Source organism: Rickettsia peacockii str. Rustic (genome assembly GCF_000021525.1).
Lineage (GTDB): Bacteria > Pseudomonadota > Alphaproteobacteria > Rickettsiales > Rickettsiaceae > Rickettsia > Rickettsia rickettsii.
The window spans coordinates 28,924-42,446 of sequence record NC_012730.1 but is presented as its reverse complement, the minus strand read 5'-3'; the positions used below and the strand labels follow the sequence as shown (position 1 = coordinate 42,446).

The following is a 13,523-nucleotide window of genomic DNA, read 5'->3' as shown; positions in this document are numbered from 1 at the left end:
ATCCAAGTGTAAGTAGAAATAATACCATAATTAATATTATAAGCAACTATAAAATAACATTTTTTAAGTTTTTTGTAATCATTTGGTAAATAATTATTAAAGAATAAAATTATTTCTTATCAAATAAAAATATTATAAGAACTTTAAAATTATTTGTAAAATATGAATACCTTATGTTTTAAAAACTTATTTACTGAAGCATATTATTTACTGAAGAAATTAACAATTTATAAAAAATAAAATTTTGGTGCATTGTAGAAAAATATAAAATTAATGCAAGGAAAAAATTTCATTTCTATATTAATATTTCAAATCAAGGATAAAGTATAGTTTCATTTTAATTATAAATTAATTATTTACAGCGAACTTATTTAAGATTAAATATAAAATTAATAATAACAACTTAGCTTTTATAATGAGAAAAATTTTTAATTGTCTTTACGTAGCCTTATTTAGAACAATAGAAGATGATGGCGTTGAACATTCGGGATATATGTCATTCATGATACTTTTATCTATTTTCCCTTTCCTAGTATTCTTATTAGCTTTAACAAGCTTTTTAGGAGCTTCAGAACTTGGTCAAAATTTTATACAAATTTTTCTAGAGAGTCTTCCGGAACAAGCAACGGAATCAATAGAAAAAAGAATACGCGAATTACTAAGTGCTCCTCCTCAAAGTTTAATGAATCTTGCCATAGTAGGCAGTATTTGGACTGCTTCTTCTTTTGTAGAATGTTTAAGGACTATTTTAAATCGTGTATATCAAATAAAATCTCCACCCCCTTATATAAGAAGAAGATTACTTAGTATTATACAGTTTCTTATAATTAGTGCCTTGATTACCTTTACTATGTTTCTTTTAGTGGTGATTCCAATATTATTTACAAAAATTCCGATAATATTAGAGACCATTGAAAAATATAAGATCATTTTAAATTTTATAAGATATTTTTTAATTTTAATTTTATTATTTTTAGGTGCCTCATCTTTGTATTATATATTACCTAATGTAAAACTAAATTTTATTGATGTATTTCCAGGGGCTTTATTAACTGTGATATTATGGATAATAAGCGGCTATTTGCTTTCAACTTATATAGTCTACTATAATCAATTAAATCTAATGTATGGTTCACTTGGTAGTATAATAGTTACATTAATATTCTTTTATATTATAAATATGATATTTATCTATGGTGCGGAATTTAATTATCTAATGAAAAATTATGAAAATATAGAGTGAAGTGCAGCTTAAAGCACTTCATCAGAAAAATAAAATACTTAATTGAAACAATTTCGGCAGTTTTATATTTAATATTTTATATCAATCTTTATTTTAGTTGTAAAAAACAATTATTGTTTAGTTTTTAGGTTTTGTGAACAAAATACAAATTATTTAAAAAAATCCGGTTTAAATAACATAAAGCTCGCCTGAGATGATGTCGGTAATGGAGTTAAATTATATTGTGGATCGAAAGCATTCCCGTAAATTTTTTCTATTGTTTGGAGCGAACTTGGAGATTTCAAAGCCAACAATATTGACTTTAAAATAGTAAAAATTGCTATATATGGATCGGTTTCGGGGGAAGATAAGCAATGTTCTAAACGTTTGGGAAAAGCATTTGGAGTTCGTACGGCTATGCTTCTATTATTTCCACCGTACGATATATGCGTAGGAGCCATAAATTTTTTATTTATCCGTGAATAATCTAGAGTAGTAGGCATAAAAGCGAGTAGGGTGTCTAACATATAGTGACATAGCCCTTGTGCTGCTAAAATTATATAATAATCATTGAACTCGGAATGAAAATTAATATGAAAATGCATACTATTACCATAATCATCCAAAAACGGCTTAGGCGAAAAATCTATATAACCGTTTAACTGCTGTGCCATTTTTTTTAAAATAGTTTTCTCTAATATATTTTTTATATATTGTATTAAGTTTACAGAAGGGGGAAGATCTATTTCAAATTGGTTATTGCCTTTTTCTTTTTTTATTTTAGCAATTTTAAATCTAGCTAAGTATTTTCTTGAAAGTATTTCAAATTTAGCTATATCAATATTGTGACTTAAATAAAACTCTATTTCTACGCTAATAATAGGGATTAGGTTATAGTCTTGATGAAATTGTGCTATTATTTTTTCTAGCTGTTTATTTTTTTGTAAACGACCGGATAAAGTATTAATAAAACTATTATAATTAATATGGGATATTTTCATGGAAGGATTAATAAACGGATCAGTTTATTATAAAATTTTTGATAAAACATTCAATAATTCTAGTCATAGATATATAAAAAAAAATAACTCTATAAATGAAACAGAAATAGTTGAAAACAAAAAATCTATTACTACTTATTTTAAAGCACAAGATATTTTAATTTTAAACCAAGTACATGGCAATCAAATTGTTAATGCTGATGAGTCCATAATTACCGTACCTGAAGCCGATGGCAGCATTACAACTAAGAAAAATTTAGTATTAGCGGTACAATCAGCAGATTGTGTACCGGTATTACTTGCAAGCGGCGACGGTAAAATAATCGGAGCGGCACATGCAGGTTGGAAAGGAAGTATAAATAATATTATTAGTAATATAGTTACTAAAATAACAGAAAAAGGAGCAAAGAATTTAATAGCAGTGATAGGTCCTGCTATAGCTCAAAGTTCATATGAAGTTGATGATGAATATTATAAAGCTTTCTTAAGTAAGGATATTAACAATAAACAGTTTTTTATAAACTCTATAAAAGAAAATCATTATATGTTTGATTTACCGGCTTTTGTAGAGTTAAAACTTAAAGAAGCAGGCGTCAAAGATATAAAAAATATTGCTGAAGATACTTACACAAATCCGTTAAAATATCCAAGTAAAAGACGCTCATATCATTTGCAAGAACCTTATAATCAGAATATATTATCAGCTATCGTAATGAAATAATGGCATTGCTAAATAAATATTGATGGTTTGAAAAAGCTACACCATTGCAAGGAGGCGTTGTTGCATGGACACTGAGTCATCATTGTGAGCAGCCGTAGGCTGCGTGGCAATCTAGAAAATAATTAAAAAATTCTGTAAATTAGAATTTTTTACTGGATTGCTTCGTCAATTACTTTGTAATTTCCTTGTAATGACGGGAAAACCGGTCTACGCAACAATGCTCGCTCGCAATAACGATATCTATCTTTATTTAGCAATGCAAAAATAACTCTTCATTTATCGGAGTATATTAATGAATCAAGATAAACCTTACTATCAAATAGTTTATACACCAAACGATATTTTTAAAAAACAAGCAGAATATATAGACATTGTTGATGATAATATTCGTACTATTGTCGATAAAATGCTTCAGAATTTACATATAGCAAGGGCAGTGGGCTTGGGTGCTAATATGGTAGGAATATTAAAGCGTATAGCGGTAGTTGACCTACATGAAAATAATAAATCATCGCCTATAGTTTTTATTAATCCGGACATAACTTATTTTTCAGAAGAAAAACAAACTTTTATTGAGGGTTCTTTATCGTTTCCAGGCATTGAAGCATCTATTACACGATCAAAAGCAATCAAGGTAAAATATCTTGATTATAACGGTAATAAGCAAGAACTATCAGCAGAAGGCTTTTTAGCAACTGTAATTCAGCATGAAATAGATTATTTAAACGGCAAAACTTTCTTAGATTATTTATCAAAACTTAAGCGTGATATACTACTTAAAAAGATGCTAAAGCATATAAAACTCCATCCTCCACATATTCACGGTAGCGGTTGTAGGCATTAGATATTTTCTCAAACTGCGCTTCTAGAGGTAATGTATACATCAAGCCTAGACTCGTATCCTCACGTACTAGTTTGTACGCTGCGGTGACAAGTGCTTTCGTGTCTCCTTTAAATTCCTCTCTATAAGTGTTGGGAAAGATGTCTATTAAAGTTTTTGACATTTAAATTTAAAATATGTTATAACTGACTAGTTAATTAACTAGTTCATTATATGAAAAACACAATTACAGCCTTTGATGCTAAAACCCATTTTTCTAAATTATTAGACCGAGTTAGTAAAGGTGAAGAAATTTTAATTACTAAAAGAGGAAAAGCTGCTGCAAAAATTGTTCCTATTGATTCTCATAATAATATTGAAATAGCAAAGATTGCAGCTCTTAGACTTCGAAAACTTGCAAAAGAAATTAATTTACAACCATCGGATTTAGAAGTATGGCTAAATTACAAAAATGAGGGTAAGAAGTAAAAAATGGTCTCTTTTGTTTTAGATTCTTCAATTGCTTTATCATGGCTTATGCCTGATGAAGTAGCAAGCTTGGATATACTAGATAAAACCATAACAGAAGGAGCAATTGTCCCTGCTATTTGGGGGCTTGAGATTGGAAATGTATTATTATGTGCAGAGCGTGCAAAACGTCTTACTGCAAATCAACGTCACCAAGCAATTTATACTTTAAAGGATCTTTACATCAAAATTGATCAAATAACATTGGAACATATATGGTTTGAGACAATGGATTTAGCCGTACAATATGGATTAACACTTTATGATGCTAGCTATTTAGAGCTAGTATTACGCTGTGGGTTACCAATAGCAACACTTGATAAATCCTTAAAACAAGCAAGTAAAGCCGCTGGGGTCGTAGTATTGTGATCACATCTTCACAAGTCGTAGCCAAGCTGCCCAGTCACGCTTGCCTAAATCTTCTTCAAACGATAATAAGTCTTTTACCGTCTGCTTACATATTTCTACGGAAGGGATTATAAGCTCTTGTTCTTTTGTAGAATTTAGTAGGCATTGCGTTTTACAAGCTTGTTCTAAATGGTAAGTATAAAACATAGCTTCATGAATAGTTTTTCCGCAGGTAATAGCACCGTGATTACGAAGTAACATCACATAATTCTGTTTAAGGTCAGTAACAAGTCTACTACTCTGTTTGTCGGCATCTAGTACTAGAGAATTATAATTATAATATGATATTCTGTCGTAAAAATGTAATGCCCATTGACTGATCGGTAAAAGCCCGCATTTTAAAGCAGAAACGGCAATAGCTGCAGGAGTATGATAATGAAAAATAGCAGAAATATCAGGGCGTGTTTTATAAATACTACCATGAATAAAGTAACCGGTTTTATTATATTGATATTCTTCTCCTTCTAAAATTTGTCCGTCTAAACTAACTTTTAAAAGATTCTCTGTAGTTACTTCTTCAAATCTTAGTCCAAAAGGATAAATATAGTAAAAAACGGCATTTTTAGGTCTTGCGGATAGATGCGTATAAGTATGATCATCCAGCGATAAATACGCCATTATTCGGTAAGCGGCAGCTAAATTATATTTTATATCCATAATTGTTAAAATCTATATTGGTTTTATGTTATTCTCGCGTGATGTTGTTGCGTGAATCAGCTTTCCCATCTGAGCTACGGAAATTGCATAGCAATTGATGAAGCAATCTCAGAAGTCTGTTATTATTTTATGAGATTGCCACGCAAGTACTACAACTGCTGGCAATGATGGGGTAATATCTACACAACAAGGCCACACAGGAATGACATAGGAGCTGTGCAACAAATCCTCAACTCTATTTAAAAGGAGCGTATACCGCTTCTTCCTTTGTTTCTATAATCGCTTCTTTAGGAGCTTTTATGCATTCTTGTGAGGATTTCTTACCTAAATACGGTACTAGATTATAATTTAATATATAACATTGTAAATTATCTTTCTTACCGCTAAAGTTAAATTCAATTTTATTGCCTTGCTCCAATAGCTTTTTAACTTCTGTTGTTTGCTGGATAAAATTCTTTTGTTCTAAGTTTAAGTGTTTGATTCTTAGTATATTTTTTACTACGGAAAACGTAGAAACAGCAAGAAGCAGAAGGAATATAAATAACTCTTTATTACTTTGCTTGTGTAAGAAAATACTATTTTTAACATACGAAGCTGCAATCATTCCGATAGCTATAACATAACATCCAAGATATCTAAGTAACGATGCCCCTCTAATTGCCTCTTCATAACTAAAGTTAAAGAAATATAAATATAACCGCCACAAAGCAAAAATTATAAAACACGCAAACGTACTTATCAGGAAAAATTTATATTCTTTCAGCAAATCCGGTTTATATTTACGAATTCCGTACCATGCAGCTATACAAATAGTATATACAACTAAACTTCCTTCTTTTAATAAGAATAACAAGAGAAATTTACCGTAATTTAGTAATAATGATCTATGCTGTTCATTAAAATTTTCAGCAATATATACTAAATTGCTAAAACTATGTTCGCATCTGTCAAAAAAATCATGGGTGTTTTTAAAATAACTCATCCAAATAAAATTACACAAAATAGGTAAAGTAAGTAAAATCAGATACGTAATATAATCACTTGATTTTTTAGGCTTTTTATAAAAAATTGTATAATGAGCTATAAGAATTATCGAAGCAAAACTAGCAAGCCATGTTCCAATTTCTCGGAAAGAGGCAAGTAATATCGTAATAGGTAAAATAAGCAATAATGCTTTTTTCTTGTCTTCCGCAAGGATATAAATTGCAAAAATAGCTCCGAACATTAAGCCAATAGTACTATCGTTATATATTGAACGAATTCCGGTCGTATATAATACTACGCCGCAAAGTAAAAGTGAAAACAACATTCCGGTTTGCCACAATTTCTTATTTGCGGCTAAAGGAGCTAGAAATGCTAAATGTAATAAGAAATGAGCAAATAATACGTTACCGTCTGAATAACCTGAAAGTAGCAGCATAAAATAATGATAAACGGCAACTCCTCTTGGATAATGGGCATGAGTAGTAATAATGGAAGTTAACGAAGACTGATTTTCAAAAACACCGAAATATAATAATTCTTTAGTAAATATTCCCCAATGTGAGAAATCATCATAAGAATGCAGCGATGCATCTCTGGTATAAAGAAAAAACAAAAGAATCAATAAAGTAAATACAATGATTTCAATTATATTTTCTCTAGATTCCTGCTTCCACAGAAATGACATGAAGGAGGTATTATTGCGTAGATCAAGAAATGCGTGCGGTGTCATACCGTGGCTTGACCACGGTATCCAAAAATATAACTTAAAAATACTAAACATTTTTAACTGGATCCCGCGATCAAGTCGCGGGATGACAGGAGCGGAGCCACCCCCTACAACAACGCCTATAAAATGCAGGAATGACATGAAAGCTAAAAATATACCGATGAAATAATATATATATGTTGTAGCCGGTAATAGCTTTAACATAGCAAAACAATATAAAATCGGTACTAATATGCTGATTGTTATGGGAATAGCGAAAGTCAATTTTGTTTTGAAATATTTGGCAAAAAAAGATGAAAACCCAAAAATGCTTAATATTGGTATTATGATCATATTAATTTGTAAATATTGTAAATAATTTTTTGGTCATTGCGTGAACCGGTAAAACCCACTGTGTCACCCCGTGGCTTAACCACGGGGTCCAAAAAACAATAAAAAATACTAATAATTTTAGTATTTTTAACTGGATCCCGTGGTCAAGCCACGGGATGACAGAGGTGCAATTGATTCACGCAACAAGGCCACGCGGAAATGATATAGAACGAAAATGTCCGGTACTATAGGTATCCAATACCCGCTCGCAACAACGCCTTTATCACCCGTGTTTAATTTTAGCTTGTGCTGCGGCGATTCTTGCTATAGGGATACGGTATGGAGAACAAGAAACATAGTTTAAATTCATTCTATGAAAAAATTCTATAGAGGCAGGGTTCCCTGCATGTTCTCCGCAAGCTCCGAGTTTCAAATTAGCATTACTGCTTTTTCCACGTTTTATAGCAATTTCAATTAATTCTCCTACTCCTTCTTCATCGAGAGTAGTAAATGGATCGGATTCAAAAATCTTTTCTTCTAAATAATATGGAAGAAAAGAGGCAATATCATCTCTAGAAATTCCATATGTAGTCTGAGTTAAATCATTAGTACCAAAACTAAAATAGTCAACTTCCTTAGCTATTTTCTTACTGCCGAGTGCTGCCCTGGGTAGTTCTATCATAGTACCGAGCGTAAAGGAAAACTTATAGCTATAACGTTGCTCTAATTCCTCTATTACCGCATAAATATCCATTTTAAGCTTTTTTATTTCACCTACATTGCTAATTAAAGGAATCATTAATTCTAAGTTGCATTCTATATGTTCTTTTTTATGTAGCTCAAAAATAGCTGTAAAAATTGCTTCAATTTGCATTTGGTAAATTTCTGGCGAACATATACCAAGTCTACATCCACGGTGACCGAGCATAGGATTTACTTCATGCATAGCATGAAGACGTTGATTAATCATGGATAAAGGTAGATTTAAGCTATTGGCTAAATTCTTTTTATCTTCTTCGGTGGTAGGTAAAAACTCATGTAACGGCGGATCAAGTAATCTAATATTTACCGGTTTATCTTTCATTACTCTGAATAAAGCTTTAAAATCCTCAGTTTGCAGAGGTAATAATTTCTGCACGGCAAGCTTTCTCCGTTCTATATCAGGAGCAATAATCATGTCTCTTACTAAAGGAATTTTATTTTTATCAAAAAACATATGTTCGCTACGACATAAACCTATACCTTGAGCTCCAAACTTTACAGATACTAAAGCATCGTTAACTGTTTCAGCATTTGCACGAACTTTTAAGCTACTAATCTCGTCTGCCCAATCTAAAATTAATTTTGATTCCTCACTGAAAGTAGGTTGAATTAACGGCATTTCACCTAAGAAGATTTTACCGCTACCTCCGTCAATCGTTATAATATCACCTTGTTTAATAACTATGTCGCCTGCTGTTAATATTTGCTTTTTCTCATCTATAGATAAATTACTTGTACCGCAAACACAAGGCTTCCCCATACCTCTTGCCACAACTGCAGCATGTGAAGTCATTCCCCCTCTAATAGTTAAAATACCTGAAGAAACATGCATTCCGTTAATATCCTCAGGACTAGTATCATGGCGTACTAAAATTACTTTATGATGATGAGATAATTTTTCGGCATCATAAGGTGAGAATACTGCAATACCTGTTGCAGCCCCAGGAGAAGCAGGTAGCCCCTCAGCAATAGAAGTAAGCCCCTTACTGTAATCAATTCTTGTATGTAATAATTGATTTAATGATTCCGGATCGATTCGCATTAAGGCTTGTTCTTTAGAAATAAGCTTTTCTTCTACCATTTGTACGGCAATATTAATAGCAGCGATGGCTGTTCTTTTTGCAGTACGTGTTTGCAAAATATATAGCTTATTATTTTCTATAGTGAATTCTATATCCTGCATATCTAAGTAATGTTCTTCAATCTTTTGTGCAATTTGTGATAACTCCTTAAACACTTCCGGCATCATTGCTTGCATAGAATTTGAATCATTTGCAATAATAGGCATAGGTGTTCTAGTTCCCGATACTATGTCTTCACCTTGAGCATTTATTAAAAACTCTCCAAAGAGCTTTTTTTCTCCTGTAGAAGGTGATCTAGTAAAAGCAACTCCCGTAGCTGAAGTTTTACCTAAATTACCGAAAACCATTGCTTGGATATTAATAGCCGTACCAAAATCCTCCGCAATATTATTGATTTTTCTATATATAACCGCTCTATTACTCATCCAAGAATGTAGCACCGTTTTAATTGCCGATTCTAACTGTTCATAAGGATCATTAATTAGTTGCTTAGTATACTTAATATGCAACCGTTTGAAATCATCAATAATTTTTTCTAATAATTCTACGGTAATATCGCTATCTTTATGAATATCGGCTTGCATCTTATGCTTTTCGTAAATTTGTTCAAATAGATCACTAGGTATAGATAATACCGTTGAACCGTACATTTCTAAAAATCTTTTGTAACTATCAAGAGCAAATCGTTTATCACCGCAGGAATCCGCAAGAGCATTACACACTTCGTTATTCATTCCAAGATTAAGGATAGTATCCATCATTCCAGGCATTGAAACCGTAGAGCCCGAACGCACCGATAACAATAAAGGATTGCTTGTACTGCCGAAAATTTTACCGGTAATTATTTCAAGTTCAGTGATAGCTTTTTTTAACTCGCTTTGAAAGTTTTTAGGAAAGTTATTATTGTGGGTATAAAAATAATTACATAGCTCTGTAGTTATTGTAAAACCATCAGGAATAGGTAGTTTTAGGTTGGACATTTCGGCAAGACCAGCACCTTTGTTACCAAGTATATTTTTCATGCTAGCGTTTCCATCACTACCATTACTGCCAAAATAATAAATTAATTTTTTCATATCATATATCAAAATTTGCTAACAATTTATGTGTTTAGGAGCATTAAATACATATTTATACAGTATGAAAAAAATAGTAGCAACGTTAAATTAAGAATATCTTTAATAAAATAGTTGAAATTTTAAATTTGTTATTATACTTATTAATTTAATTATATTCTGTGTACAAAAGTCAAATTTTCAAAAAAAATCTTATTAATTTTCGCTAAAAAATATCTCAAAATAGCAAATCAATTAGAAACCTTCACAGAACCTAATAAGTTAATTGAACTTATTCTAAATGTTATTGACTAATTTAAGAAAATTGACCATAATTCTAAATGGTCGTGCAGTTACGTGATAATATAGCAAAGCTATAGATCACGAGGAAAGTCCGGACTCTATAGAGGTATGGTGCCGGTTAACCTCCGGCAGAGTATTATTACTTTAGGGACAGTACCACAGAAAATACACCGCCAAGTATGAATACGAAGATCAACTTCAAAAAGAGCTAGGAGTTCACAGGACGAGGAACGGATCGTATACTTAATACGTGAGTACCGTAGTACTTGTGAAATGACGCAGCCAATTTTTGCAGTTGATCGAGTATTTTTGGTAAGGGTGAAAAGGTACGGTAAGAGCGTACCGGTAAGTTGGTAACAAATTACGCATGGTAAACCCCACCAAGAGCAAGATCAAATAGGCGTTACAGAACTTATCAAGTTCCCGGGTTATCTCTAGCCGGCTTGTAATGCGGGTAGATCGCTTGAGGTAAACGGTAACGTTTATCCTAGATAAATAACTGCAATGAATTGATATTCATACAGAATCCGGCTTATAGACCTTATTGTCATCCCGCGACTTGATCGCGGGAGCTTAGAAAATAGCTTAACAAATATTGATAGATCCTGCGATCAAGTCGCGGAATGACTAGGACTGTAACACAATTTAATGAAAAAGTTATATCATAATCCTATTTGTCCTCTTTCAAGACAAGCCCGTGTCTTCTTAAAAGCATTAGATATAGAATTTACTACGATTAAAGAAGATTATTGGCAATTCAATAAAGATTTCTTAAAAATAAATCCTGCCGGAACTTTACCTATTTTAGCAGAATCATACGGCTTATTTGTGGTAGGTATTTATCCTTTTGTTGAATATCTTAATAGCAAATATCCGAATTTTAATTTTTTAGATGAAGATATTGATATTTGTTGCGAAATTAGACGATTATTCTTTTGGTTTAACGATAAATTTTATCGTGAAGTTACTAAGATTATTATCGATGAAAAAGTTATAAGATCAATTGCTAAAATGAGCAGCCCACGAACCGAGTTTTTACGTGTTGCAAAAAATAATTTAAATTATCACTTAGAATATATAACTTCTTTACTAGAAAAAAGAAGTTATCTTGTATCGGATTCACTAACTATTGCCGATATTGCCGCAAGTTGTCACTTATCGGTACTCGATTATTTCGGTGAGATTTATTGGGATAAATGGACGCTTATCAAACATTGGTATTCACTAATTAAATCAAGACCGGCTTTTAGGTTATTACTACAAGATAGAATCCCTGGCTTTACCCCTCCAAACTATTATACAGATTTAGATTTTTGAATAGACTTCTTCGGAAACTCTACTTCTAGAGGTAATTTGTGCGTCAATTCGCTGCTCGCATCCTCTCACGTACTTCTACGTACGCTGCGGTTCTGTTGTGCTGCGTGTTTCCTACAAATTCCTCTCTATAAGCGCGTTTCCGAAGAAGTCTAATATATAATTTAATAATTTGATTCTTTCCGTATCATGAGCTTTTAGTATTTTATGAATATTATTAAGAGATTGATTTTTTATGAGTGCAGGCTCATATTCAAGATGAACTCCACTTAAAATAGCTGTCCCGTCGCCGTAAGTACATTTTATTATTGCAGCCTGAGAATCCTCATAACTTGCTATTATTTCAGTATCTTTGGTATTTTCTGCATCAATAAAATATCCACCGCCATTATAAAAAGCATAACAATCCTTAATATTTAAATTAAGTGTTGGATTTATTTTTAGATAAGCGGCTCTTGCTCCTTTATGTGAGTTGTAATAATAAGGAGCAAGCAATGGTCCTCTAACCGTTCCATTGAAAATCTTTAATTCTCTTTTACTTATAACCTCTATATTTGTTCCTTTAGCAAATTCTACATAGTTACCGCTGTAGTAACTGCCTGCACATATCCCAAGAAAATTACCACCGTTTTTAATATAATTCTTTATATTAGCATTTCCTTTGCCTTGCAATTTTTGTACATAGTATAAATCTCTTCCACCGAGTAAAATAAGTAATAAGGTGTTTTGAACCCACTTTTCGTCTATAATTTCTTGTGCAGTAATATAATCTACGTTATGCTTTGGAGCATAAAGTCTTAAGGTATGCACGCAATGCTTAATACTTTCTTTTGAAACTCCTAGATCATTATAAATTTTTATTTTCATTTTTATATTCTTGACAAGGACATTATATAATTCTATTTAGTGTAATTACTTAAAAATAAATCATGCGGTAATTTTATGCAACTTAATTCAATCTCACTACCGTTAACCACAAGGCAAGCAATAGAAATAGTTTTAGGAGTGGCATTACTTACTATTTGTTCACAAATAGTAATACCTATAAAGCCTATATTTATTTCATTGCAAACCGTTGCAGTGATATTCATCGGACTTACATATAATAAGACTACCGCACCTTTAACAATATTATCTTTCATAACTCTTGGAGCAATGGGAATCCCTGTGTTCGGAGAATTTTCAAACGGTTTACGAATATTATTCGGTCCTACCGGAGGATATCTAGCAGGTTTTGTAATTGCCGTATATGTTATGGCTAGCTTAAAAGATAAAATTTTTACTTCTAATCAATGGTTAATCAGATATCTTTATGTTTGATCGGTAATATAATTATTATGAGTTTAGGCTGGATGTGGCTCTCTACACTCTTAGGAGCAAGCGGTGCCTTTTACGGCGGCGTATTACCTTTTATAATACCGGGAATAATTAAATCAGTGCAGTAAAACCAAAAACTCGATGAACTTCAGTATTGCCTAAAAACAGTTGATCTAAAGTTTCGATGTCATTCCCGCGCAAGCGGGAATCCGCTACTTTTAAGCTTTCTAAAAGCTTGATTTATCTCGCTTTACCCTGTTTCGAGCCATGCAAAAACACCACCTTTGCAGGAATGGCATCGATCTTTAAG

The 13,523-nt window shown here is 32.0% G+C and carries 12 protein-coding genes, 1 other RNA gene and 3 pseudogenes; 10 read left to right on the top strand and 6 right to left on the bottom strand.

What is annotated here, in order from left to right:
* The first annotated feature begins 415 nt into the window (after window positions 1–415).
* Window positions 416–1,243 carry a YihY/virulence factor BrkB family protein gene (locus tag RPR_RS00265; protein ID WP_010977294.1) on the top strand — a complete coding sequence of 276 codons (828 nt, stop codon included), beginning with the start codon at window positions 416–418 and terminating at the stop codon, window positions 1,241–1,243.
* A gap of 149 nt (window positions 1,244–1,392) precedes the next feature.
* On the opposite strand, the gene RPR_RS00260 is transcribed toward RPR_RS00265, so the two are convergent.
* A complete protein-coding gene (locus RPR_RS00260; protein WP_012736357.1) occupies window positions 1,393–2,223 on the bottom strand; it encodes a glutamine synthetase family protein in 831 nt (276 codons plus the stop codon).
* Here RPR_RS00260 and pgeF point away from each other — a divergent pair.
* The 5 genes and pseudogenes from pgeF to RPR_RS00235 all read left to right on the top strand — a co-directional run bounded on the left by pgeF (window position 2,222) and on the right by RPR_RS00235 (window position 4,661).
* Window positions 2,222–2,944, top strand: coding sequence for a peptidoglycan editing factor PgeF (pgeF, locus tag RPR_RS00255; RefSeq protein ID WP_012736356.1), 723 nt, complete (start codon window positions 2,222–2,224; stop codon window positions 2,942–2,944). The two genes, RPR_RS00260 and pgeF, sit on opposite strands and share 2 nt — an antisense overlap.
* A 71-nt stretch (window positions 2,945–3,015) precedes the next feature.
* Window positions 3,016–3,128, top strand: a pseudogene (locus RPR_RS08780) (lytic transglycosylase domain-containing protein); the annotation flags it as partial.
* A 108-nt stretch (window positions 3,129–3,236) separates the two neighbouring features.
* Window positions 3,237–3,788, top strand: a complete 552-nt coding sequence (gene def, locus RPR_RS00250; protein WP_012736355.1) for a peptide deformylase — start codon at window positions 3,237–3,239, stop codon at window positions 3,786–3,788.
* A 210-nt stretch (window positions 3,789–3,998) separates the two neighbouring features.
* Window positions 3,999–4,253 (top strand): type II toxin-antitoxin system Phd/YefM family antitoxin, encoded by a 255-nt coding sequence (locus RPR_RS00240; RefSeq protein ID WP_004995655.1) that lies wholly within the window; start codon window positions 3,999–4,001, stop codon window positions 4,251–4,253.
* Window positions 4,254–4,256: 3 nt separating this feature from the next.
* The gene (locus tag RPR_RS00235) at window positions 4,257–4,661 is read left to right on the top strand and encodes a type II toxin-antitoxin system VapC family toxin (protein ID WP_004995653.1); all 405 of its coding nucleotides are present in this window, start codon (window positions 4,257–4,259) and stop codon (window positions 4,659–4,661) included.
* On the opposite strand, the gene RPR_RS00230 is transcribed toward RPR_RS00235, so the two are convergent.
* On the bottom strand, window positions 4,662–5,357 hold the full coding sequence (locus tag RPR_RS00230; protein ID WP_012736354.1) for a class II aldolase/adducin family protein: 696 nt from the start codon (window positions 5,355–5,357) through the stop codon (window positions 4,662–4,664).
* A gap of 235 nt (window positions 5,358–5,592) precedes the next feature.
* Window positions 5,593–7,272 carry a hypothetical protein gene (locus tag RPR_RS00225; RefSeq protein ID WP_343230979.1) on the bottom strand — a complete coding sequence of 560 codons (1,680 nt, stop codon included), beginning with the start codon at window positions 7,270–7,272 and terminating at the stop codon, window positions 5,593–5,595.
* 28 nt (window positions 7,273–7,300) lie between these two features.
* Here RPR_RS00225 and RPR_RS09650 point away from each other — a divergent pair, with 28 nt between their 5' ends.
* Entirely contained in the window at window positions 7,301–7,426 is a 126-nt protein-coding gene (locus RPR_RS09650; RefSeq protein ID WP_012150863.1) for a hypothetical protein, read from the top strand.
* Between the two features lie 237 nt (window positions 7,427–7,663).
* Here the strand turns inward: RPR_RS09650 and ppdK are convergent, their stop codons facing one another.
* A complete protein-coding gene (gene ppdK / locus RPR_RS00215) occupies window positions 7,664–10,300 on the bottom strand; it encodes a pyruvate, phosphate dikinase (protein ID WP_012736352.1) in 2,637 nt (878 codons plus the stop codon).
* 316 nt (window positions 10,301–10,616) lie between these two features.
* On the opposite strand from ppdK, the gene rnpB reads away from it, so the two are divergent.
* Together rnpB and RPR_RS00205 are read left to right on the top strand one after the other, a co-directional pair.
* Window positions 10,617–11,133: RNase P RNA component class A (gene rnpB, locus RPR_RS00210), an RNA gene on the top strand.
* Between the two features lie 97 nt (window positions 11,134–11,230).
* Window positions 11,231–11,899, top strand: a complete 669-nt coding sequence (locus RPR_RS00205; RefSeq protein WP_012150865.1) for a glutathione S-transferase family protein — start codon at window positions 11,231–11,233, stop codon at window positions 11,897–11,899.
* Here RPR_RS00205 and RPR_RS09645 read toward each other — a convergent pair.
* Window positions 11,887–12,068 (bottom strand): annotated as a pseudogene (locus RPR_RS09645) (palindromic element RPE1 domain-containing protein); the annotation flags it as partial. The gene RPR_RS00205 and the pseudogene RPR_RS09645 overlap by 13 nt on opposite strands.
* Window positions 12,011–12,763: a BPL-N domain-containing protein gene (locus RPR_RS00195; RefSeq protein ID WP_012736351.1), complete on the bottom strand. Its 753-nt coding sequence runs from the start codon at window positions 12,761–12,763 to the stop codon at window positions 12,011–12,013. The gene RPR_RS00195 and the pseudogene RPR_RS09645, both read right to left, overlap by 58 nt.
* Before the next feature lie 75 nt (window positions 12,764–12,838).
* Here RPR_RS00195 and RPR_RS00190 point away from each other — a divergent pair.
* A pseudogene (locus RPR_RS00190) lies at window positions 12,839–13,341 on the top strand (biotin transporter BioY).
* Window positions 13,342–13,523: the final 182 nt, after the last annotated feature.

Coding starts and splice junctions, on each gene's coding strand:
- RPR_RS00265 (WP_010977294.1), top strand. CDS start 416: ATGAGAAAAATTTTTAATTGTCTTTACGTAGCCTTATTTAGAACAATA.
- pgeF (WP_012736356.1), top strand. CDS start 2,222: ATGGAAGGATTAATAAACGGATCAGTTTATTATAAAATTTTTGATAAA.
- RPR_RS00260 (WP_012736357.1), bottom strand. CDS start 2,223: ATGAAAATATCCCATATTAATTATAATAGTTTTATTAATACTTTATCC.
- def (WP_012736355.1), top strand. CDS start 3,237: ATGAATCAAGATAAACCTTACTATCAAATAGTTTATACACCAAACGAT.
- RPR_RS00240 (WP_004995655.1), top strand. CDS start 3,999: ATGAAAAACACAATTACAGCCTTTGATGCTAAAACCCATTTTTCTAAA.
- RPR_RS00235 (WP_004995653.1), top strand. CDS start 4,257: ATGGTCTCTTTTGTTTTAGATTCTTCAATTGCTTTATCATGGCTTATG.
- RPR_RS00230 (WP_012736354.1), bottom strand. CDS start 5,357: ATGGATATAAAATATAATTTAGCTGCCGCTTACCGAATAATGGCGTAT.
- RPR_RS00225 (WP_343230979.1), bottom strand. CDS start 7,272: ATGTTAAAGCTATTACCGGCTACAACATATATATATTATTTCATCGGT.
- RPR_RS09650 (WP_012150863.1), top strand. CDS start 7,301: ATGCTGATTGTTATGGGAATAGCGAAAGTCAATTTTGTTTTGAAATAT.
- ppdK (WP_012736352.1), bottom strand. CDS start 10,300: ATGAAAAAATTAATTTATTATTTTGGCAGTAATGGTAGTGATGGAAAC.
- RPR_RS00205 (WP_012150865.1), top strand. CDS start 11,231: ATGAAAAAGTTATATCATAATCCTATTTGTCCTCTTTCAAGACAAGCC.
- RPR_RS00195 (WP_012736351.1), bottom strand. CDS start 12,763: ATGAAAATAAAAATTTATAATGATCTAGGAGTTTCAAAAGAAAGTATT.